The 23,240-nt window shown below is 36.8% G+C and carries 22 protein-coding genes; 7 read left to right on the forward strand and 15 right to left on the reverse strand.

Annotation, left to right across the window (positions count from 1 at the left end; genetic code table 11):
- The first annotated feature begins 18 nt into the window (after nt 1-18).
- The 5 genes from GSM42_RS01720 to GSM42_RS01740 all read left to right on the forward strand — a co-directional run bounded on the left by GSM42_RS01720 (nt 19) and on the right by GSM42_RS01740 (nt 4,465).
- Nucleotides 19-600, forward strand: a complete 582-nt coding sequence (locus tag GSM42_RS01720) for a TetR/AcrR family transcriptional regulator (protein WP_160799511.1) — start codon at nt 19-21, stop codon at nt 598-600.
- A 25-nt stretch (nt 601-625) separates the two neighbouring features.
- A complete protein-coding gene (locus GSM42_RS01725; protein ID WP_160799512.1) occupies nt 626-1,819 on the forward strand; it encodes an MFS transporter in 1,194 nt (397 codons plus the stop codon).
- Between the two features lie 1,053 nt (nt 1,820-2,872).
- The gene (locus GSM42_RS01730; RefSeq protein ID WP_202404711.1) at nt 2,873-3,187 is read left to right on the forward strand and encodes an ArsR/SmtB family transcription factor; all 315 of its coding nucleotides are present in this window, start codon (nt 2,873-2,875) and stop codon (nt 3,185-3,187) included.
- 108 nt (nt 3,188-3,295) lie between these two features.
- Nucleotides 3,296-3,793, forward strand: a complete 498-nt coding sequence (locus GSM42_RS01735) for an SRPBCC family protein (RefSeq protein WP_160799514.1) — start codon at nt 3,296-3,298, stop codon at nt 3,791-3,793.
- Nucleotides 3,794-3,826: 33 nt separating this feature from the next.
- Nucleotides 3,827-4,465, forward strand: a complete 639-nt coding sequence (locus tag GSM42_RS01740) for an alpha/beta fold hydrolase (protein WP_237446419.1) — start codon at nt 3,827-3,829, stop codon at nt 4,463-4,465.
- 952 nt (nt 4,466-5,417) lie between these two features.
- Here the strand turns inward: GSM42_RS01740 and GSM42_RS01745 are convergent.
- The 9 genes from GSM42_RS01745 to GSM42_RS01785 form a co-directional block, all read right to left on the reverse strand.
- Nucleotides 5,418-6,479, reverse strand: coding sequence for a DUF917 domain-containing protein (locus tag GSM42_RS01745; RefSeq protein WP_160799515.1), 1,062 nt, complete (start codon nt 6,477-6,479; stop codon nt 5,418-5,420).
- A 14-nt stretch (nt 6,480-6,493) separates the two neighbouring features.
- Entirely contained in the window at nt 6,494-8,074 is a 1,581-nt protein-coding gene (locus GSM42_RS01750) for an OPT/YSL family transporter (protein ID WP_160799516.1), read from the reverse strand.
- Between the two features lie 546 nt (nt 8,075-8,620).
- Nucleotides 8,621-8,986, reverse strand: a complete 366-nt coding sequence (locus GSM42_RS01755) for a hypothetical protein (RefSeq protein WP_160799693.1) — start codon at nt 8,984-8,986, stop codon at nt 8,621-8,623.
- A 344-nt stretch (nt 8,987-9,330) separates the two neighbouring features.
- Nucleotides 9,331-9,660, reverse strand: a complete 330-nt coding sequence (locus GSM42_RS01760; protein ID WP_160799517.1) for a DMT family transporter — start codon at nt 9,658-9,660, stop codon at nt 9,331-9,333.
- A 231-nt stretch (nt 9,661-9,891) separates the two neighbouring features.
- Entirely contained in the window at nt 9,892-11,082 is a 1,191-nt protein-coding gene (locus GSM42_RS01765; protein WP_160799695.1) for an aminotransferase class I/II-fold pyridoxal phosphate-dependent enzyme, read from the reverse strand.
- A gap of 58 nt (nt 11,083-11,140) precedes the next feature.
- Nucleotides 11,141-12,343, reverse strand: coding sequence for an acetate/propionate family kinase (locus GSM42_RS01770; protein ID WP_160799518.1), 1,203 nt, complete (start codon nt 12,341-12,343; stop codon nt 11,141-11,143).
- A gap of 111 nt (nt 12,344-12,454) precedes the next feature.
- A complete protein-coding gene (locus GSM42_RS01775) occupies nt 12,455-13,345 on the reverse strand; it encodes a 3-hydroxyacyl-CoA dehydrogenase family protein (RefSeq protein ID WP_338055195.1) in 891 nt (296 codons plus the stop codon).
- Nucleotides 13,346-13,362: 17 nt separating this feature from the next.
- Entirely contained in the window at nt 13,363-14,847 is a 1,485-nt protein-coding gene (locus GSM42_RS01780) for an AAA family ATPase (protein ID WP_160799519.1), read from the reverse strand.
- 1 nt (nt 14,848) lies between these two features.
- On the reverse strand, nt 14,849-15,361 hold the full coding sequence (locus GSM42_RS01785; protein WP_160799520.1) for a hypothetical protein: 513 nt from the start codon (nt 15,359-15,361) through the stop codon (nt 14,849-14,851).
- A gap of 193 nt (nt 15,362-15,554) precedes the next feature.
- Here GSM42_RS01785 and GSM42_RS01790 point away from each other — a divergent pair, with 193 nt between their 5' ends.
- Nucleotides 15,555-15,731 (forward strand): hypothetical protein, encoded by a 177-nt coding sequence (locus tag GSM42_RS01790; RefSeq protein WP_160799521.1) that lies wholly within the window; start codon nt 15,555-15,557, stop codon nt 15,729-15,731.
- Between the two features lie 82 nt (nt 15,732-15,813).
- On the opposite strand, the gene GSM42_RS01795 is transcribed toward GSM42_RS01790, so the two are convergent.
- The 3 genes from GSM42_RS01795 to ligD all read right to left on the reverse strand — a co-directional run bounded on the left by GSM42_RS01795 (nt 15,814) and on the right by ligD (nt 19,629).
- Nucleotides 15,814-17,109 (reverse strand): amidohydrolase, encoded by a 1,296-nt coding sequence (locus GSM42_RS01795; protein WP_160799522.1) that lies wholly within the window; start codon nt 17,107-17,109, stop codon nt 15,814-15,816.
- A 12-nt stretch (nt 17,110-17,121) separates the two neighbouring features.
- Complete coding sequence (locus GSM42_RS01800) at nt 17,122-18,621, reverse strand: DUF6056 family protein (protein ID WP_160799523.1); 1,500 nt, start codon at nt 18,619-18,621, stop codon at nt 17,122-17,124.
- 81 nt (nt 18,622-18,702) lie between these two features.
- Nucleotides 18,703-19,629, reverse strand: a complete 927-nt coding sequence (gene ligD / locus GSM42_RS01805; RefSeq protein WP_338055196.1) for a non-homologous end-joining DNA ligase — start codon at nt 19,627-19,629, stop codon at nt 18,703-18,705.
- A 40-nt stretch (nt 19,630-19,669) separates the two neighbouring features.
- Here ligD and GSM42_RS01810 point away from each other — a divergent pair, with 40 nt between their 5' ends.
- A complete protein-coding gene (locus GSM42_RS01810; RefSeq protein ID WP_160799524.1) occupies nt 19,670-19,903 on the forward strand; it encodes a hypothetical protein in 234 nt (77 codons plus the stop codon).
- Between the two features lie 24 nt (nt 19,904-19,927).
- Here the strand turns inward: GSM42_RS01810 and GSM42_RS01815 are convergent, their stop codons facing one another.
- Genes GSM42_RS01815 through GSM42_RS01825 form a run of 3 tightly spaced genes read right to left on the reverse strand, consistent with a single transcriptional unit; the run spans nt 19,928 to nt 23,106 of the window.
- On the reverse strand, nt 19,928-20,830 hold the full coding sequence (locus GSM42_RS01815; protein ID WP_160799525.1) for an ATP-dependent DNA ligase: 903 nt from the start codon (nt 20,828-20,830) through the stop codon (nt 19,928-19,930).
- Nucleotides 20,831-20,850: 20 nt separating this feature from the next.
- Nucleotides 20,851-21,969: a GerAB/ArcD/ProY family transporter gene (locus GSM42_RS01820; protein WP_160799526.1), complete on the reverse strand. Its 1,119-nt coding sequence runs from the start codon at nt 21,967-21,969 to the stop codon at nt 20,851-20,853.
- A gap of 30 nt (nt 21,970-21,999) precedes the next feature.
- Complete coding sequence (locus GSM42_RS01825) at nt 22,000-23,106, reverse strand: GerAB/ArcD/ProY family transporter (protein WP_160799527.1); 1,107 nt, start codon at nt 23,104-23,106, stop codon at nt 22,000-22,002.
- Nucleotides 23,107-23,240 lie beyond the last annotated feature (134 nt).

The following is a 23,240-nucleotide window of genomic DNA, read 5'->3' on the forward strand; positions in this document are numbered from 1 at the left end:
TAAATTAGAGGTGATTTTTTGAAAAGCAAAGTAATTAAGGAGGCAGCTCTAAAATTTTTCACCATTCATGGTTATGAAGGAGCATCCCTTTCTCAAATAGCTGAAGAAGTCGGCATGAAAAAGCAATCGATTTACGCTCATTTTAAAGGGAAGGACGATCTTTTTCTGCAAGTTTTACGCGACGCGAAAGCGACGGAATTATCTTCAAAACTACGATATTTCAGTAAAATTGATTCGCAAAACCCCGAAAAAGATTTGTATGGATTTCTCCAATTGATAATTGAACTTTTCCAAAAAAATGAGCAGTTAAAGTTTTGGTTACGTATGTCTTTTTTTCCACCAGCACATCTTTCGAAGGCTATTGAAAGAGAAGTGATCGATATAGACGAGAAGGTGCAAGCGATACTAGAAAATAAATTTCAGAATTGGATCAATGCGAAAATAATTGTCGGAGATGTAGCAAAAACCCCGACTTTCGCCTTCTTAGGAGTAATCGATTCCCTTATGATGGAGCTTGTATACGGCAATGATGGGAAACGGCTAAAGGATAAATTAGAAGCTTCGTGGACAGTGTTTTGGAGAGGTATTTCACATCAATGATTTTTACAGAAAGGCGTTTCGATACATGAAAAAAACAATAAAACAACAAAAGTCAATATTGATTATTCTTCTAAGCAATATATTCATTGCATTTCTAGGAATTGGACTTATCATTCCAGTTATGCCGTCTTTTATGAATATCATGCATTTATCAGGAAAAACCATGGGTTATCTTGTTGCTGTATTTGCAGTGTCACAACTACTTATCTCACCACTTGCAGGATATTGGGTTGATCGTTATGGTAGAAAGAAAATCATCATAATTGGTTTGTTTCTTTTTGGCGTTTCAGAACTTATCTTTGGTTTAGGCACGAATGTGTTCGTCCTTTATTTATCAAGGATTTTAGGAGGAATTAGTGCCGCTTTTATTATGCCAGGTGTTACTGCATATGTTGCAGATATTACATCCATTCAGGAACGTTCAAAAGCGATGGGCTATATTTCTGCCGCCATTAGCACTGGCTTTATTATTGGTCCTGGAGTCGGTGGCTTTATTGCAGAATACGGTATACGCATGCCCTTCTACTTTGCTGCAGCCATAGCCTTTTTAGCATGCATTACATCCATATTTATTTTAAAAGAGCCTCTAACAAAGGAAGAGCTAGCAGAAATTTCTGCTAATAAAAAACAAACAACTATTATAAGAGATTTTAAAAAATCATTTCATCCACTTTACTTTATTGCCTTTATCCTTGTATTTGTACTTGCTTTTGGATTATCAGCATATGAAACTATTTTCAGCCTATTTTCCGATCTTAAATTTGGCTTCACACCGAAAGACATTGCAGCTATTATTACTATTAGCTCCATCTTTGGAGTTGTTGTCCAAGTATTTGTGTTTGCAAAAATGGTAGATAAACTCGGTGAAAAGAAACTGATCCAACTATGCTTAATTACAGCTGCAATATTCGCAGTGGCATCTACCTTGATCTCTAGCTTTTTAGAAGTGTTGGCAGTAGCTTGCTTCATCTTCCTCGCCTTTGATTTACTTCGTCCGGCATTGACAACATTTTTATCAAAAGATGCTGGGAAAGAGCAGGGATTTGTTGCTGGAATGAATTCAACCTATACCAGTTTAGGCAATATTGTAGGGCCTGCAATAGGCGGAATACTATTTGACGTAAACATTCACTATCCTTATCTTTTCGCTGCTGTCATTCTAGTCATAGGTCTTGGTATTACGTTCATGTGGAAAGAAAAACCATTGGGGAATGCTTAGCGAAATAAATAGAAAAGTATAGTACACCTTTCGAACAATCCAATACGAAAGGTGTTTCTAGTTGAGCAGAAATTATTTTAAAAAACGTTCCTTGTGGATGAACGTTTTTTTTAGCCTTCTATATAGTGATCTGACTCTTCATTGTTAGCCATTTGTAATAATTGCGCTGTTAAAATTACGACATTACTCACCTCTTTCCTTCTGTCTTAAAATCTCAAGCTGCTTCATTGCATATATGTTCCCTTTTTCAACTGCTTTTTTAACAGTCGCTCCCCTTCAGTTGTATTTTCAGGTAAAAAACACCCATTCAGATAATGATAGCTAAGTATCACTATGGCCCCCATGTTTCCTGCATCTGCTGATTTCTTTAACCATTTCTCTCCTTTCTCTGTATTTTGAGATAATACATTGGCGGTTAAATACGCATGACCTAATTGTGTCAGAGTCTCTAAATTTTCAAAATTAGCCGCTTTTTATAGCCATGCCTCTCCTTCTTTTATATTCTGGGGTAAGACAAAACGATATCCATTTAAAAGAAGCAATAGGAGGAAATGCTGAATCTCGGTCGAGCTTAATTGAATGGTAAAATTGGGAAATCAGATCCGGGAAATGACGGTGAGACCATAATCCAGAAAATACAAATATTAAAATCCAGGGAAATTAGCATGGGACTTTTCTGTATCGTTGTAAATCCTTATTCTCCTACGTCTCTTTTCGCCATCTCCATCATTTGGAAATTAGCAAATATCTCAAATCCTTTCTTGGCGAACCTTCACTTCTTAAGGTTAATTTGATGTGACACAACTCCCTCACACCTATAAATCCTCAAAGAAATGAGACTCTTCTAACCACCGCTTCTTGTAGAAAACAACAAGTATTTCGTTCGTTAATCGCCTATTTTCAGGGAATGATATCACAATTACACAAACATTCCATATAAGCTTGCTATAGAACACCAACAAGTTCAATCGATATAAAAAATAATTTCGCCATTTATATACGTTGATGCATATATATGTTTTAGTGTATATTATGTTCATGAGCACAATCACCATGCAATCAACCCTATTTACAATTGCCGAGCCGAATCGCTTTAACATCATTGAATTGTTAAAGAAAAAACCTCGATCGGTGAATGAATTGGTAAAAGAATTGAACATTGGTCAACCTCAAGTCTCCCGTCATTTACGTATTTTGAGCGAAGCGGGACTAGTTCGTGTGAACCGAAAGGCACAACAACGTATTTATAGTCTTGAACCCAAGCCTTTTCAGGAACTTGATGCTTGGTTTGATTCGTTCAGCCAGTTATGGGAAGAACGACTGGATCAATTTGAATCCTACTTAAGCAACTTGGAAAGAAAGGAGTAAATATGACAGCAATGAATAGCTTTGTTGACCACTATCTCTGGAACTATTGAAACATTTGACAAGAACGGTTGGATAATCTAGAACTTTATTTAGCAGGGATGGATCGTCATGAATAGTAAAAAAACCAAGATTACAAAAAACCTAAAGAATCGGGAACTGATCGTGGAACGAAACATAGCTGTATCACGTAAACTTGCCTGGCAAGGCTGGACCTTGCCAGAACATATTGAGAATTGGTGGGGCCCGAAAAACTGGTCTACTACTGTTTATGAAATGGATGTTCGAGCTGGAGGAATTTGGCGATACCGGATAGCTCCGAACGATGGGAAAGATGAAGAAGCCCGCTGTAAAGCCACTTATACCCAAGTTATGGAGCAATCAAAACTTGTCTATACCGATACTTTTGTAGACCGTGATTGGAATGCTGTGGAAGGCAGTGAAATGCATACATCTGTCACTTTTGAAGATGAGAACAGAAGCACGAAACTCACGATTACTACCCAGTTTGCAAGTGTCGAGGATCTGGACAGTGCGGAAACCATCGGTATGATCGAAGGATTCACAGATGCCTTGGATCGATTGGAAAAGTATCTTCATACCTCTTGATATTTTTTAATAAAACAATTGGAGGAATACAAAATGCAACACGTTATTTCAAAAGATGGAACAAAGATAGCTTATGAAAAACGAGGAAAGGGTCCTGCAGTCATTCTCGTATCAGCAGCAGCAGCGGATCACCGCGATACCGTAAAATTAGCAGAGCATGTAGCTAAGCACTTTACAGTCTATAATTATGATCGCCGCGGAAGAGGAGAAAGCACAGACACAGCACCATACGCTGTGAGGCGAGAAATAGAGGACATAGAAGCGTTAATCCAAGAGTCTGGCGGTCGGTCTTACTTATTTGGAAGCTCTTCAGGCGCAGTGTTGGCTCTTGAAGCAGCAAGCCAACTGGGAAACAAAGTAGCTAAGCTTTTTCTGTATGAACCACCCTTTATTATTAATGAAGGTCGTGTCCCTGTACCTGCTGAGTATGTAACACACTTAAATCAATTAATCGCATCCAATCAACGAAACGAAGCGGTTGAATATTTTATGACTCAAGCAATTGGTGTGCCAAGTGAATTTGTTGAATACATGAAAGCAGATCAATCATGGAAAGTAATGGAAGGAATGGCGCATACCTTGGCATATGATGGGATGGTGATGGGGAATACGCAATCGGGTCAACCTCTTCCTACTGATCGTTGGTTTGTCCAAATCCCAACCTTTGAATAGTGAGGTTTTCTTTCATGATGCAGCCAAAGCCTTAGTTGCACTACTTCCACAAGGTAAGCATGATATCCTATCAGACCAGGATCATTCAGCAGTTATGATGGCGCCTGCTGACTTAGCAACTGAAATTACTAAATTTTATCTATCAAAAAAATAAGATGGATATATGAGGGGAGATGACAAACGATACCGATTCCGAACATTGAGCTCAAAACCCTAAATCGATTAGTTGGAACTTGGGAAATCAGTAGAGGAGTAGAAGGTACAGTTATATATGAATGGATGGAAGGTGGCTTCTTTTTACTTCAGCATGTCAATTTAAAGCAAAACGGTCAAGAAATAAAAGGGATTGAGATTATTGAACACTTGAAACCTTTTGGTGGAGAATCTGGCAAAGAAATTAAATCTCGATATTATGACAGTATAGGCAACACATTTGACTATGTGTATGAAATTCAATGAGATGAATTGTTTATTTGGGCAGGTGAAAAAAACTCTCCTGCCTACTTCAAAGGAAAATTTAGCCCTGATGGTAACACTAACACTGGTAAATGGGGGTATATCCAGATGGCGGCTACAAATCTAGCATGAAAGACATTAAATATAGATCATACAGCCTGCAAAGGATAAATACCCGAACGGACAATATGAGCAGAAATATATTGCCCATAACAATAACCTAAAAGTATATATTTTCTTACTTCCAAGAGAAAAAGAATTCAAGTGATTCAAACAACCGACTACCTTTAAAGGTAGTCGGTTGTTTGAATCTAAAAATATGTCTCAGCGCTCGCGGGTGGAGCGTCTTTTGTCTACTAAGGGTGGCAGACGAAAAAAATAGTGTGACTAGTGCCATAGGTGCGCAAACATCAAGCGACTTCTTAACATGTTTAAACTTAATTTATGCAAAAATTTTATTTACCTTCTATTAATAAATAAATTAGATAAGCTATTGTTACGTCAAGTAAGAAATCACTGGTTTTTTAATAATATCTTCAATTGGTGTTAATAGTGCTTTGTTTCGCATGGTAGAACTCAACAACAAATTAGCTTTTGGCACGGTTATCACTGTTATTGACTGCCCTTTTTCAACTGCAGCAGATACAATAGGCTTTCCTGTTTTTGCATCCATAGTCATAATAAGATCAGGGAAAGTTGCAAAACGTTCTCCATTTCTTTCTAATGTCATATACTCATTCCAAAAAATCAACTCATATTTATCATCGATCCAAACTGAACCTACATCAAAACCGCCTATGGTTTCTAAATGAAATTCAGTTACCTTGCCAGTAGCACATACTTTGCCGCCTAATTGTGCCACCACTGCATCAATTGCTGCTTCCCCTTTATTATTAACCAATGCTTTACCGACTTCAATTGCTTGCGATATTCCTCCAGGAGCACCATGCTCTTTAGCATAGGCGACTGTTATTGGATTTCTAGCAACAGCTACTAAACCACCTGCTTCTACAGAAGCATTTCGGATTAAAGTAGCAGATTTTCCTAACGAACCAGATACACTCACTTCTACATAACGGTCATCTTTTCCACCGACTGCGCCTTGGTGTGAAATGTATTTTGGGTCATCTGACAAATTGAGCGAACCCATTGCTCCTGTTGGATGTGCTCTTCCATTACAAGGATTATCAATGACAGGAATACCAGTTACTGCGGATTGAAACCATCCATTAACAGTTGTGCCTGCACCGTTTTCATTCGTAATAATACCGCTAATGGGCTGTTCTAGTTTTTGAGATAAAAGCTCTAATGCTCTAGCATAATACATCGGTTTTAAATATTGCTCTTTGGCTGCAGGTGCTCCAACAAGAGAAACCGTCACGAGTAGATCATCATTTGCTAATTCGTCAATAGAGTAGAGAGTCGGCTGTCCGATTTCTAAAGAGAGACGACCGATTTGTAAGCCTTCGTCGATCCATCCCCCACCTCCTCCTCCAAGTACTGCTCCACCATATACTGCAAATTCTACCATTTCTTCATCCAATTTAATTTTAGACAACAGATGTCACCTCGTTATTTTCTTAGTTTAAAGATGGAATTAAAGAAACTATACAGTGCATCTCCAGCAATGAACCCAGCTGCTAAAATACTCATTGGACCTTCGGCTTCTTTCCCTTTCCACTTTGTTACGATAAAGCGAATAACAATACCTGATAAAACTGCCCAACAAGCATTTGGTGTTGTAATTAATAAACCTGTTGCAAACATTACACCCAATTGTCTGGTTGGACCCCCAATTAGCTGGATAATTGCACCTGGTATTGCCCAAATGAGAAGTTGTTTGGCCACTTCCAAAGAAGCACCTGCTTGAATAGTAGAAGCATATACTTTATCAATTGGAGGTACTAGATTTTTGTCAAAGTAACCTTGATAAACAAAAATCACAACAACAACAGCTACTGCAAATGCAATCATCCCTGCAATATATTGTTGTTTTCTGCCTTCTCGTTCAAATTCTTTATCTTTCCCATTTCCTCGTAAAATATAGCCCGTTTTTAAGTCATATCCCATATCAGCAAAAGCAGGTCCTGTTGCTGCACTAAATCCCGCAAGCAGAGCAAGGGCTGTGGGAGGAAATCCAATCATAATTCCCACAAGCAAAGTAATAAAAGCTACTGCGAATGCTGGAAACCAACCAGAATGCATTGCAGCAATTCCAACAATCATTTCGTGGACGAAAGCTGCAAAGGCTGCAAAAATCATAAATCCAATTAGCATCCCAAAAGACATATGGGTGTATAGTCCAGCAGTTAAGGCAATTAGCAAGGATACTACTAAGTACGCGATAAAGCCATATCCTAATGCCCTTCTTACCTCGTTCATTGGTCTTGTCTCTGCTAATTGTTCACTTTCTTTTCCAGTATTGGATTGTTTTTTAAAAATAATAATGCATATCTGAATAAGTGCGACGATTCCTGCTCCAATCATGATTCCATGAGCAACATACTGTTCGCTGACATCGAATTGAAACAATGATTTCGAATATTGATTCACCAATAACCCGATACCAAACATGGTTAAAGCCCAAATATTACCGATGAACGCCACACCAAAAGCAGACATAGAAAATTTAAAATATGATCCGACCAATCCAATTAATGTTCCTACACCTAATAACGCCGCTCTTTTTCCACCCTTATCTCCTGCGATAATGGACTCTGCTGTTGCAACACCAGGCGCCCATGTTTCATGAGCTGGAAAGATTCTTGAATCAAATAATTTATATAGAATAGCAGCATCAATAAACATTGCAAGGGCTGCACCAATAAGCATCGGGATAATTAACTCTTGTGCTCCTAATACAAAAGGAATCCCAATGGGTATAAACAAACTATTTGCTGCTCCAAAAGTAGCAGAAGAAATAGATGTCTGCATAAGATTTTGACGATGGACAGACTTGAATTTCTGGAAGATCGCAAGTGGAATTCTGGCTATCAACATGGCTACTAGACCACCAATAATAGCTGTACTTGGTGTTACTCCAAGTGTCGTTACAATTTGTAAACCAATAATAGCTCCGATAACGCTAGCGACAATATTGAGTATAAACGAGACGGGTTCAAAGATAGATGGATGTTTCTTATGTTCTGACACGCTATTTCCTCCCTTTTTCGATTAAGCTTAAATCTGTATTCACATCAGATAAGATAAATAATTATAACATTAATATTATAAACATCTAATGTAAATATTTAGTTAAACGAAATATAATCTTAATGAAAAAAGGATTTCACTTCATTTATTAACTAAATTCAAAATAGAATTTAATCCATTTTTATATTTCTATACTAAAAACAAACAACATTTCTCTCATGATTCCCTAAGTGCTTATCCATAACTCGTTGAATATTTTCCCATCCTTCAATGAAGAGATTTGTGTTAGTCAATCGTAATCAAATGATAAATTCATAAAGAAAAGAAGAGTGATTCCGGCAGAAGCAACAGCGTGTTATGTTCAGATTTACAACGATAAGGAAAACTCAAAACCCAACTTCCCTATAAAAAATCATAGAGAAGTTGGGTTTTTCATTACTTCATTAAAGTGTTCATTGATGGAATAACAAAAGGGTGTTCTCAATCCTACTATAACTTAGATCATCTACAACAAAAGTCACTTAACATTTTATTTAATTAGATAAATTATTCGTTGGATAGATCGTCAATAGCTTGAACAGCAAGTTTCAATGATTTAATTCTTCTTGCTAAAAGCGTTCTTTGGGGACTACCTGCTTTTGACTTAGCATACATGTTCTCAATTGACGGAAATAAACCAGTTAGAACATTGCGAGCTTCCGCTAAATCTTCTTGAGTATAAGGATGAGGTTTTTGATTCCAAACGTTTTCTAATATGGCTAAGCCGATGTAAACAGCTTTGAGCCGTTTTTTTACTAAGGTAGTATTTGCACCTTTCTGAGTCATCTGGGACAAGGCATTTTCGAGTTTACGGATTGTCGATTGAAAAGATTTTATAGATTCCAATTTATCTACACTTGATACGGTTTCTATGTTAGTGCTCCCCTTTCTTTTGTTCTATTTCTTGATATTTGAAATTTCACAAATTTAATTTACAGTCTTTTTCCTTCTCATCTTAAGGATAATAACATAAATTCACTAGAAGAATATCATCTTAATTTGAGAAAGTGGTCTCATTAGATTCTTTAAGACCACTTCTCAACATTGTTAAAAACGTGGGGACCGCCAAGAAAACAGACTCAACATTGTAAATTCATATATCGTGATCGTATCCATATATAAGTTGACTTGGTTTAGTGAAGCGAAAAGCTTTTGTCCTACTTAAGAAAAGAAGAATTTATCAATTGACGGATACTAATGCTAAAGAAGCAAAACTTTTAATGGGGGTCTCCACCAGAAACTACTTTTAATCCAACAACCCCCACTACAATGAATAAAATAAAAACAATACGAATCCATTCTCGTGATTCACCTAAAAATAGCATACCAAAAAGTACAGTACCAATAGCACCAATTCCCGTCCAAATAGTATAAGCAGTGCCAATGGGAAGAGTTTTAAGGGACAAGGAGAGAAGGTACAAACTTATTATCATGCAAATAATGGTAAAAATACTAGGGACTAGTTTTGTAAAACTTTGCGTATATTTCAGTCCAATTGCCCAACCCATCTCAAATAATCCTGCAATGATAAGATATATCCAAGCCATTTCTATAAACTCCTAACGTTGATATTGATCAGTAAAGGCAGATAGTTGTACTTTTTAGTCGGATGAGTTACAAGCAACTACTCATTTATTATGTCTTTCTTGCTATGATTTTTCTCTGACTAGGAGCATGAATATTTTTGCTAAAAGAGAATAACCCACCATAAAAGTAAGGATTAAAAATACAGACAAACCGACCCTTTGAAGAGCCGGTTTGTCTTTCTATTGGATATTCTATTTGGAAACAAGTGAAGTAGAAACTTGAACAAAATGTTCGATACGATCAAATGCTTCTTTTAAATTATCCATAGAAGTTGCGTAAGAAATACGAATATAGTCGTCAGCCCCAAACGCAGATCCTGGGACTACTGCCACTAATTCATCTTTTAATAACGCAGTAGACCATTCATCAACGGTTTTGTGATTTCCTAAGGCATCTGCGACATGGATAAACGCATAAAAAGCACCTGGTGGTGTAATACAGCGAAAACCAGCAATCTTTTCGATTCTACTTAGTACATAATCTCTTCTTTCCTTAAATGCTGCTCTCATCATGGTCACTGGTTCTTGTGTCCCTGTGATGGCAGCAATAGCTGCATATTGAGCAACGGAAGTGGGATTGGATGTACTATGACTTTGTAAATCTGTCATTGCCTGAATAATTGCTTGTGGCCCTGCTGCATAACCTATTCTCCAGCCTGTCATCGCATAAGTTTTGGAAACACCTGTAATAATAACGGTTCGATTAAAGAAGTCTTCCTCAAGACTTGCAATACTAACGTGTGATTTTCCGTCATAAATCAAATGTTCGTATATTTCATCAGAGATAATTACCAACTCGTATTTTACTGCTACTTTACCAATTTCGCGAAGCTCTTGTTCGCTATAGATCATGCCAGTAGGATTAGATGGAGAATTTATAATAATTGCTTTGGTTTTATCTGTAATTGCCGCTTCTAACTGTTCAGCAGTAATTTTTAAGTCATTCTCTTCAAGGCCATTTACAATAACAGGTTTACCACCTGCAAGCTTTACTTGTTCCATATAACTAACCCAGTATGGCGCTGGAACAATTACTTCGTCACCTTCATTTAAAATAACTTGAAACAGAGTGTATAAACCTTCTTTTCCTCCCACCGTAACCATAACTTCTTTGGGTGAATAGGTTAGACCATTTTCGTTTGCAAATTTATCAATAACAGCTTCTTTTAGCTCTTTGATACCACCTGAGGCAGTGTATTTTGTAAATCCTTTGTCCATTGCTTCTTTTGCAGCATCTATAATATGTTTTGGTGTATTAAAATCTGGTTCACCAGCACCTAACCCTACTACATTATGACCTTGTTGTTTCAAAGCATTAGCAGTTGCTGTTATTTGAAGTGTTGGTGATGGTGATAATTGTTTTACACGATCAGAAAGTTTAATCATTTTCTGCCTATCCCCCATTTTCTTGTTAGTACCATTGTATCTAATGATACCACCATTATGATTGGTCGACTAGTTGTTTTGCTTCTCTGGCGATCATTAGCTCCTCGTTGGTGGGAACAACTAATACTTTTACTTTGGAGTTTGGTGTACTGATCTCTCTTACTTCTTTTGACCGAATATTATTTTGCGTCGTGTCTATTTCAATTCCAAAAAAACTTAAGTTATTACAAACTTCTTGCCTTACATAAGTTGAATTTTCTCCAACACCTGCTGTAAACAGTAAAATATCTATTCCATTCATCGCTGCTATATACGCTCCAATAGTTTTTCGCAACTTGTATAAATACATCTGAATTGCTAGCTTAGCTTGTTCATTTCCTTCTTCCATTGCTTCTGTTACTTCTCTCATATCGCTTGACATACCAGTAACACCTAGTAATCCACTATGTTTGTTCATCATAGACTGTATCTCGCTTAGAGTCAGATCCTCTTTTGCAATGACATAAGGGACAATCGCTGGATCTATATCCCCGCAGCGAGTTCCCATCATCAATCCTTCCAGAGGAGTCATTCCCATGCTAGTATCAGTAGAAATACCATTTTCAATAGCCGTTACACTAGCTCCATTTCCAATATGGGCTGAAATAACTTTTAAATCAGATAAGGGTTTCCCAACAAATGCAGCGGCTTTTTCCGAGACATATTTATGAGAAGTTCCATGAAAACCATAGCGGCGTATTTTATGACGTGTATACAAAACATATGGCAGTGGATAAAGAAAAGAACGCTTAGGCATGGTTTGATGAAAAGCTGTATCAAATACAGCGACATGAGTTGCGTCTGGCAACTGTTGCTCTGCTGCAGATATTCCAAGTAAATTTGGAGGATTATGTAACGGAGCTAAGTCAATCGTTTTGCGAATAGCTTGACGTACTTCACTTGTAATAATGGCAGATTTGGAGAAATACTCTCCACCGTGGACAACACGATGTCCAACTGCAGTTACTTCATTTTTACTCTTGATGACACCCTCTTTTTCATCCATCAGAAGCCGGAGAACCAAATTTAAACCCTCTCGATGATCGAGAATCTCAGCAGTTTCCATTCTTTCTTCTTTTCCAGTCACTTGATAAGTGACAATAGCACTTTCTGTTCCGATTTTTTCCACTAAACCTTTTGCAATAACCATTTCGTCTTCCATTTGAAACAGCTCATATTTTATAGAAGAGCTTCCACAATTAATAACTAAAATTTTCACCTTACTCCGCTCCGTTTCCTATGCTTACGCCATATGTTTTATCATAAGCATACGAATGACATTCTACTCTTTTTTCGACTTTAAAAAAAGGCTAGATAATAAAAAAAGGGGTTATTCTCCCCTTTTTTCTAATAATCGATTGCCATCTTTATCATATTGGAAAAAACCTTCTCCAGTCTTTATCCCCAGATGCCCAGCGCGCACCATTTTTTTCAATAATGGTGCTGGGCGAAATTTTGCGTCTCCAAATTCTCGATAAAGACGTTCTAATGCTGCGAGAACAGAGTTTAATCCAAACCGATCAGCCATTTCAAATGGACCATAAGCAAAATGATATCCATTTCGCATCGCAAAATCGATTTCTGAAGCCTCTGCTACGCCTTCCATCAGTATATTACAAGCTTCATTTATAAACAGCACAATCATCCTTGTTGTAACAAACCCAGGAGATTCAAAAACCTCTACACCGGTTAATTGCAAAGATGTAAGAAGTGTTCTCAACTGTGTTACGCTTTCTTCAGAAGTTTTTAAGCCGCGAACAACCTCTACAAGCGGTCTTTTGGTAACAGGGTAAACAAAATGAAGACCGACAACCTTATCTGGACGCTGTGTAGCTGCTGCTATTTCTGTCAAACTGAGAGTAGATGTATTACTGGCTAATAGCACATCCTTCTGACATACTTCATCGCATAATTGAAAAATCATTTTTTTTGTATCCATATCTTCCACAACTGACTCAATGACAAAATCAGCCTCACCAAGAAGATCCATTTGTGAGGAAAAAATAATTCGGGATAACGTCATTTTTTTCTCCGCGTTTGTTATGCCCCATTTGGATAACTTTTTATCTAAACTGAGTTCGATTTTCCCTTTTGCATATTGAGCCAATTCATCTGTCTTCTCCAATAGTAAAACATCATAACCTTTAGAAGCACATAATTCAGCGATTCCTTGACCCATGGTACCTCCACCGATTACGGCAATGTGCTGTATTTCATCCACCACATACTACTCCCTTTCTAACTTGCCAATTCTTGTGCTAAAAGGCTGCGGAATTGATCCCCGTCCAATCTTTCTTCTATTAGAAGGATGTTCAAGCAGTCTGCAAAAAATGAATGGTGTTTCTTGGTTAAACAAAATGTTTGCTGATATAAAGCATCTAAAATATGGGCGATTTCTTTTGAAAGTTCATCTGGGACAACCAGAGTGGTATCGATAATTCCCAAAGAAGATAATCCTGTTTCGATCATTGTTTTGCATAATCGAATCGCTTGTTCATAGTCATTCTTTGCTCCAGTTGATCTATTTTGAAACCAAGTTTCTTCCGCTGCAGTACCAGCTAAACATATCATGATCTGATTTTCAAGTTGTTCTTTGGTGTGTAAATAACGGTCATTTTTGGGATGATGACGCACATAACCCAATGCTTGTCCTCTCGGTGTAAGAACAACTTGAGCAACAGAATTAGGCTCTAATAACTCTGCTATTAACGCATGACCTAATTCATGAACTGCCACCCTTGTCTTATCCTCTAATGTTGTAGTTCTGTCTGTTTGTTCGCCCATCAAAACTTTATCCACAGCTTGGGAAAAGTGTTTGGATTCGATATACACTGACTCATCCCTCATTGCGTAAATTGCAGCTTCATTTACTAAGCTTTCTAAACTTGCTCCTGAAAAACCAAATGTTTCATTCGCAACTTTATCTAAATCCACTTCTTCATGAATCGGTTTTCCCTTCGTGTGTAAAGATAAAATATGAGCTCGACCATTTTTATCAGGCAAATCAACAGCGATATGTCGATCAAAACGACCTGGTCTTGTTAATGCAGCATCTAACAAATCTTTCCTGTTAGTAGCCGCAATAACAAAGATAGGTATCTCGCTTTTCTTTATTCCATCCATTTCTGTTAAGAGCTGATTCAAAGTTTGGTCGTATTCTTTATGTTGAGATCCTTCTCTTTTTGCACCTATAACGTCGATCTCATCGATAAAGATTACAGCTCTGTTTTTCTTTTGTTTTTTTGCTGTCTTTCTAGCCCGCTCAAAAAGTTGACGAACACGATTCGCACCAACTCCAACATACATTTCCACAAATTCACTACCAGAAGCTGTGAGAAAAACAGCATTCGAATAATGTGCTGATGCTTTTGCCATAAGCGTTTTACCTGTACCTGGAGGACCTGTTAACAATATCCCTTTCAAAGGGCGAATACCATATTCATTCATTTTTTCTTGTTCGATTAAGAAATCCAATGCTTCCATTAATTCTTTTTTTGCTCTCGTTTGACCACCAATGTCTGTGAAGCGGATGTTTGGGATTGCATTTCGTTGATCATGAGAAGACCCATTTTTCCATTGAGATCCAGCTTTCAGATTACTGCCGGAAAAATACCAGACAGCAACCACAATACCAACTATTACAAGCATGGGCAAGACGGGAACTCCAAGATAAAGGAAAAAGAGAAATAAACCTAATCCTACTCCGACAATAGGCAATATCATCCTACTTCACCTCCTTCATTGGTAAAATCTGATACCAGGATTTATTTCCGTCGCGCAACATAAGATATACATATTGATCATCCATATATACATCATAGGAAAGATGATACTTATTAGCGATATGCTTCGTCACTGATTGTATGAGAGTATACCTACCAGTATATATGCCTTCTTTCAAACCAAAGACTATCTCTTTCCATGCTTGTTTTATGGTTGGTGTTTGAGTATTGGTGAAAGTGATACTCCACTTACCTTCACCCAGTATTTCATTTAATTGTTTTGTCAAAGAGGGAAATTCATCTATATAGGAATAAGTTGGTTTGACATTTAATTGTATTTGAACGCTACTAGGATTGAATTTTATTTTAGAAATAGAGATATTTTTTTGTTGCGTTAAGAACACATCTTTTATAGGTTTATCTATTTTAAAATATTGATATCCTTTGTAACCTCCAAACAGTACAATCAGCGTGACAACCAAACTAACTATTATTGTTTTTACTTGTTTTGTCATGATCGTCACTTCCTCCATCCATCAAATATATCAAAAAATACACTAGTTAGTATATCATATGTTATATATCTCCGTAGGAAGGAATGATTGGAAACACAAAAAAAGACCGTAAGTACGGTCTTTCTAAAATGTGTAAGACATACCTTCATCCCGCAAGGTGATACTAATGATACACCGCAAGGGAGGGTAATACATGTCTTCTTGTTGGTTGTACGAGTTGCTGGAGACTCATCTATCTGAAGTACAACTAAAACAGGTGGAATCATTCATCCACACGGAGTCATGGGCAACCCCCGCAGCCCGATATCGTGATTGGAATGAAGAAGATCCACCATTACGGTTTCGTCTGGATATCGATGTTCAAACATAGTTTTAGTTAGTCTTAGTTTTACAAAAAAACTTCTACCTATTCCTTCGCTTCTTTTTTATTGCCTGCCATTTCATGGCAGGTTTTATCTTTGTGCGAGTTCTTGAAAGGATCGGTTTGCTTCATAACTAACTTTTTCTTCATCGATCGTAGTAAGTTCGCGATTTACCATTAACGCTTTTCCATCCACATATACATCAACGACATCGTTTCGAGATGCAGAATAAACAATATGAGAAACAATATCATGAGTTGGTTGCATATGAGTTCCTGTTAAATCAATCGTAATAAAATCTGCCTTTTTGCCATTCTGAATGGTTCCTGTATCTTGATCTAAAAACAATGCCTCAGCACCATATATCGTCCCCATTTGAAGTGCAATTTTTGCTGGAACTGCTTGTGGGTCTTGCGTGACTCCTTTATGAATGAGAGCAGCTAATTGAATTTCCTCTAATAAATCTAAGTTATTGTTACTCGCAGAACTATCCGTACCTAAAGAAGGGCGTATACCAGCATCTATCATTTTGGAAATGGGTGCTACTCCACTTCCTAATTTTAAATTACTACCAGGATTGTGAGATACTTTGACATTTTTTGCTCCAAGCAAAGCAATTTCATCGTCTGTGAGATGTACGGCATGTGCTACCAAAGAAGGAATATCAAAAAAACCGAGCGAATCCAAATGAGCTACCGGTCTTTTCCCATAAGCTTCAACATTTTGTGCTACTTCCCTTGCTGTTTCCGACATGTGTGTATGAATAGGCAACCTTAAATCCTGCGCTTTTTCAATAAACTGGGAAATATATTCTGGTGTGCAAGTATAAGGAGCATGTGGAGACATCATCGTAGTAATTCGTCCACCTGCTGCTCCATTCCAGTTTTTTGCAAAATCAGTAGCTTCTTTTAACTTACGGGATCGGAGCGAATCATCACCAAATCCAATACATCCACGGCACAACGATGCACGTAAACCTGTCTCTTCCACTAATTCAGCTACTGTGTCCATGTAATCATACATGTCTAGAAAACAAGTAGTACCTGAACGAATCATTTCTGCTATTGATAATGATGTACCTGCAATTATTTGTTCTCGTCTATATTTCCCCTCTAAAGGCCACATTTTTTCCTCCAGCCATTCTTGTAAGGGTAAATCATCTGCGTAACCTCGCAATAAGCTCATAGAAGTATGCCCATGTGTATTGATAAATCCTGGTAAAAGAGCTTTATTGCTCATATCTATTTTCTGATCAACCGTTATGGGTAATGCTGTTCCTTCATATACCCCTAAAATAACTTCATTTTCCACAACGAGTGTTCCAATAAAAGGAGAATAGTCTTGTAGCATGGTTAGGATAAGCGCATTTGTATAAGCCGTTTTCATTTCTTGCCTCCATTATTTCAAGAGAATGATCACATTCTCGTTTATACCGTAATAATCTTTAAACCCTCGCATCACATATTCTTGATCATCTAGCTCATACCCTGCTGCACTACGATTTTTGAGTCGTGGCAACACAAGGGTACCTTTGGTGATTTTACCATGTTGGTTCACTATTTCTAGACGTTGTTCATGGATCTTTGCATTTGCACTATACTCTTTTTCTAGATAGTAAAAGTTAAAAACAGCACAAGACGCGATTATGACAGCTATCTGTTTTTGTATCCCAATATTTCGGATACTATGGAACAAAAGTAAAATACTTACCATTGCTAACGGTATTGCAGGAAAAGCGACTCTCCCACCCGTCATAGAAGGAGTAAAAGTAGTAGCAATATTTATCAAAATAAAACCAAGAGGAAAAACGAGATACAAATAATTTTTCAACTTTATTGCAAGATATAAAGCCATTGCAGCAATCAACCCTAATAAGAGAGCTCCATATAAACACAAGTATAGTTTGTTTTCAAACCATTTTTCAAATATTTTGGACTGGCCAAACATAGTAATGGAAAAGATATAAGGCAATAAAACAATTGGAGTTCCAAGTAAAAAGAACGATTTTTGCTTTATGGAGTAACAAACAATCACAAGAAAGACAATAACGAGAACCGTAAAAATTGCTTGTTGATGAATAAAGAAGTCCACCATCGCAGGAAATGTTATCTTTAATTTCCCAATCAAAGACAAATTATTGTAGTCTATCAACGCTTTCGATGCAGCCCTCGCATTAGCACCTGGCGAAAGATACAGACATAAAAACCCGATTATGGCAGTTATAAAAAATGCAAGTGGTAACAAGTTTACTTTTTTTTGTATTCGAATTTCTTTTCCAATCCAAAAAGCAAGAAACCCAATAGTCAACAAAGCAATCTGTTCTTGAGACCATCCTACTAAGAAAGCGAGCAATAAAAAACTGGTCGTTGCCCATTTGTTTTGGATTGGTTTTCCAATATCTATTCGACGAAAATAAGCGACTAATAAAAACAAACCAACCATTGGATACACATAATTGAAGGAGCCAATTGCATAAAAGATGGTTTGACGTGCTATGTACAAATGAATCAAGAAAAAAAGCGAAACCACTAGTGTTCCTGCTATATGGTCTCCCTTTTTAGGTAACCTCACAAAAACGGCGTAAAAAATGAGATAAGCCAAAAACACGATCACAAGCGGATTTAACCATCTCCACACCTCTATACCGGAAACGAGCATGAATATAGAAAATATATTTATAAAAAATCTACCATTCACATGAGTATAATCGTAAATTTGATTCTGAATCGCCTGTGAGATAGTAAATTGATCGCCCTTGAAATGCGGAAACAAACTAAAATAGGTTGCATAGCGATAATCATCACCATACATATAAATATATTGATCTATAAACAGCATACTAAAAAATAAAAAAAGAAAGGGCAAGTGTGGGAGAAACCCTTTTTTCATTTTTTTCATTATCTCTCCTTATGTTTCATTTAGTATGACCAGAATAATGTATCATAAAAGAAGCATCAAAAAAAAAGATATTTTGGATTTTTAAAGATGATTTTGAACAAATTGTAGCAAGTTGGATAAGTTATACTTGTGTTTATTGTAAACTGCACCAAAAAGATCCCCTTTTTGCTTAAGTCGCTCTTCTATATTAAAAAGAGTAAAATCCGTAGGAAGGATGCTAGTCTCTAATTCTTTCCACTCCAGAGGAGTTGACACAGTTGCAGCAGATGTAGATCTAGGTGAATAGGGAGCAATTAAAGTCTTTCCTCGCCAATGCTGTAAATAATCGAAATAAACTTTGGTTCCTCTGTCCTTTACTCTTCTTTCAATCGTAATCAATTTAGGGTTTTTTTCAGTCAAATAACTAGCAATAAAATGGCTTATTTTTCGAGTTTCTTCAAATGTATGGATTGGTTCTAATGGCACATATATTTGAAGACCACTTGCACCAGACGTTTTTACAATCCCGTCCAATCCCATTTCCAAGATTACATTTCTTGTAAGCAAAGCAACTTCGATAACCTGTTCAAATGGAGAATCTGTCGGGTCTAGATCAAAAACCAATTCTGTAGGTACATTCCTACCTTGATATGTATGGAAAGAAGTGTGAAATTCCAGACACGCCAAATTACCTAACCATATTAACGTTGGTACATTTTGAAGCAATACATATTCAGTACTCTCCTCTTTTTTTGTAGCCACAAATGGAGGTTTTGAAGAGGGGACATTTTTTTGATAAAAAGAATCTCCTGAAACTCCATCTGGAAATCGAATAGTTGTCAAAAATCGATTTTTACAATAAGGCAAAAGAAAAGGACTCAGCTTTCCTAAATACTGAATATAGTCCCATTTCGTAATACTAGGAAAGAGAAGTTTTTCTGGATTTGAGATTTTAACTTCCTCATTATCTATCCGAACATACATTTCGCCTAAATACCAACTTTCGATGAGCAAATAGTTATTTATCACATAAACTGCTGTTAAGACAAATGACCAAGGAGGAGATCACATGTTTAACAAAAATCTAGATTATGATGCATTATGGGATGAAATTGAAAATGAATTAGATACTGATGTTGTGATTGATGACTTTCAAGAAGGAAGTTCAAAAGCTCCTTTCCACCATTATCAGCACACTCGTTATCCATATCCTTACCAACATGCTCAATATCCTTATCATTGTCATAATGTCTTCCATCCATTACACTTTATCTTTTTTCCACATCGTCGCAATTTTCATTAAGTAAAAGCACCCATGTAGGTGCTTTTACTTTTGGAAACTTTCAATTACAGGGTTTCGTAATGTCCCATCTGGTGTCCATTCTAAAAAACGTATTTTGGCTTGCATAATAGGCGAAAACCAACGTATCTCTTCTTCACGAAAAGGTGGGATTTTTGCCATTGGAGTAGAGATGGCAAGAGAACTACTATATGCAGTAAGAATGCGCTTTTCTTCTGTACTTAATCCAGATGATACCCTCCCAATATATTTCCAACTGTCGTCTTCTTTAACTCCTAGAATTAATGAATACACACTGCCTGATTTCAGTGTTACACCTAGAAGACTTGCAGTGATAAATTGAAAATGTTTTATTTTTTTCCAAGTGGGATGTTTCTCCCCAATATGGTATAGCCCATTTTTTTCTTTTACTACAATCCCTTCCCATCCATGATCAAGGGTGTATTGGAAAAGAGTTTTTCCATCTTCTGATGTTGGACATAATTGGAGTTTTTCCGAGGGTTGTATGAGATCTTGCAACAGAGACAGGCGGGTAAGAAGTGATTTGCTTGTTATCCATTCATCGAGTTTCAGTACGTCAAACACAATATAACTAACTGGGATTTTAGAAATGAATTGTTGAATTTTACTGGCAGTTTTCATACGATCACGCTTTACTACTCGAAAAAAATCTGGTTTCCCTTTATGTAACGATATCATTTCCCCATCTAAGTACAAAGTCTGATTTGCATACTGCGCTTCTAATAAAGCTGTGATCTCTGGATAGATGGATGTTCGTAAATTTCCATGTCTCGTATGTAATAAAACACTTCCTTTGTCGATCTTTGCTAATATACGAATACCATCCCATTTTACTTGATACACGCAATCTGATTTGAGAAGTAATTCTTTTGATAATACTGGCTCCATCGGTTTCAAAAACGTGCTCATATAGAAGAATCCTCTCTTGCCTAATTTCCTTTTGAATTTAAAAATCGCATACGCACCCATGCAATAGCAACAATCAGAATAGGTAATAACATAAATATCACTGTAAATATTCCCATCCAATACGCTACAGTTGTATAATAGATCGCTACATTAGGAGATAACCATAAAGATAAAGGGACAGTTAACATACCAATTGGTATGATCGTAAATTTATGTTCCTTCCACATAAATATCTGTCCCAAACCTGTAGAGGCTGTGAGAAGGAGAGTCGTGAATTTCACAAAAATAGAAATAAACCAAATACCTGCCATGATGACTTCAATACGTTGAAAGAAGCCTGCTAAATCAATTTTCGTTGCTAATGTATATGCAGGATATGTATTGAATTCTGATGCTTTCGGACCTAGTACCAAAAGAGACAAAAGAACGAGAATGAAAATAATAATACTCCCAAATAGTGCACCTGATAAAAAGCTTTGTCTCATTTTTTGAAATGGAGATTTGAATGATTTTGTAACATAAGGGAGTATCATAAGAAATACGACAAGTTCACCAAACGTAAAAATAGTAAATCCGACACTAGACTTCCATATCGGAATAAACCCGTTTTCTAATACTGGCTTTACATTATCAAAATCTATTTGAGGGAGTAGACCAAGTGTAAAAACGATAAATAGAACCATAAAAAATGGCAGCAAAACTTCTGTAGCCCTTGCCAATACTTCTAGCCCTAATCGAGTTCCTATAATAGCTAATCCTACAAACATAAATTCAATCGCAATAACGGGTGTTCTTACTAATATCCAACTGCTAATAAAGTGACCTATGTTCATTAATACCAAACTAGCTAAAACAATCAGAAAGGCTACAAAACTTAAAGAAAAAACCGATCCAATCCATTTGCCTAATGTAACTTGGATTAATTCTACCAATGTTTTCTCCATGAAGTATTTCCCTAAACTACTGTAAACCCATACTAGTGATATCCCCATCACTGTCCCCAAAATCGCTGAAATCCACCCATCTTGTTTTGCATATGTTGTTGTCAAATGTGGACTGATAATAATAGCTGTACCGATCGTAAACAGTAAGACCAAAATTGAGAATTGTCTAGCTCCAATCTGCTCTTTTTTTAGCATGATTCTCATCCTTTCAGTCCTTATGTGGTCCTATGATTGATTCTTGTTTTTCATCCATTTTCTTTTGAGAAAGAGTAAGCCTGTTGTCAAGAAAGGGATGAGCATGACCCCATATGTAAAGTACATCATGCCTCTTTGAGTGAGCGTCTGAAAATCGGTAGCATTAGGACTTAACCACTGGGAAAGGGGAATGAGAATTAAAGCGATCGGCAGTGTAAGGCAATTCATATCCCTTAATCGAAACAATTGTTTCAAGCACAAAGCTGTTACGTACACACATAGGGATAATTTTGTGAAAATGGAAAACATCCATATTCCTGCCATGATAACTTCTATACGCTGTATTACCCCACCCATATCAATTTTTTTCGCTATAGCAAAAGCTGGATATGTATGGATAGCAGTTCCATGTCCACCTAAACTTAAGATAGATACCAAGGTAATGACAAAAAGAACTAATCCACCTATCAAGGCACCTATCATATAACCTCTTGTTATATTCTTTTGTTTGGCGATATATGGAGTCAACATAAGAAATAACAGCAATTCTCCAAATGGGAAAGAAATAAATCCATAGCTAGACTGCATAATTTGTTTCATATCATGTTCAAAGAAGGGTTTGATATTATCCCAATCGATCTGAGGCAAAACAGCAAAAGTCAATATAAAAAATAAAAACGTAAACATTGGTATCATAAATTCACTAGATCTTGCAAGTGTTTCAATCCCTAATCGAACTGCGATTACTACTGTAATAACAAAAATATACTCAATAGCATCAAGCGGAGTACCTACTAATAATCTTGTGCTAACAAAGGTACCAATATTCGAGAGTACTAGACTAGATAAAATTAGCGCAAACCCAGAGAATATAAGAGCAATGACAAAACCAAGATAGTTTCCAAATGAGGCATGGATTGCTTCTATCAATGTCAGCTCCTTGTAGTACCTCCCCATGACCGAATAACACCACACAATGAAGAGTCCGACACCTAATCCCAAAAGTGCAGAAATCCAAGCATCTTGCTGTGCATATGCAGCTAACATATTCGGTGCTATGATGATAGATGTTCCGATGGTAAACAAAAGAACAAGAATAGCAAACTGCCGATATTCGATTTTTTCTTTTCCGATCATTTCCAAACCTCCCTTTTTTCTAAACCACTAAAAGTGAAGGAATTTTAATATGTTAGCAGCCGTTGCAAGTAAAAGAAAGAGAGAGAAAAACCATATTTCCTTCGTATACTTCATTTTCTTTAAACGGGGAATTT

This window comes from Shimazuella alba, assembly GCF_009831235.1.
Lineage (GTDB): Bacteria > Bacillota > Bacilli > Thermoactinomycetales > Thermoactinomycetaceae > Shimazuella > Shimazuella alba.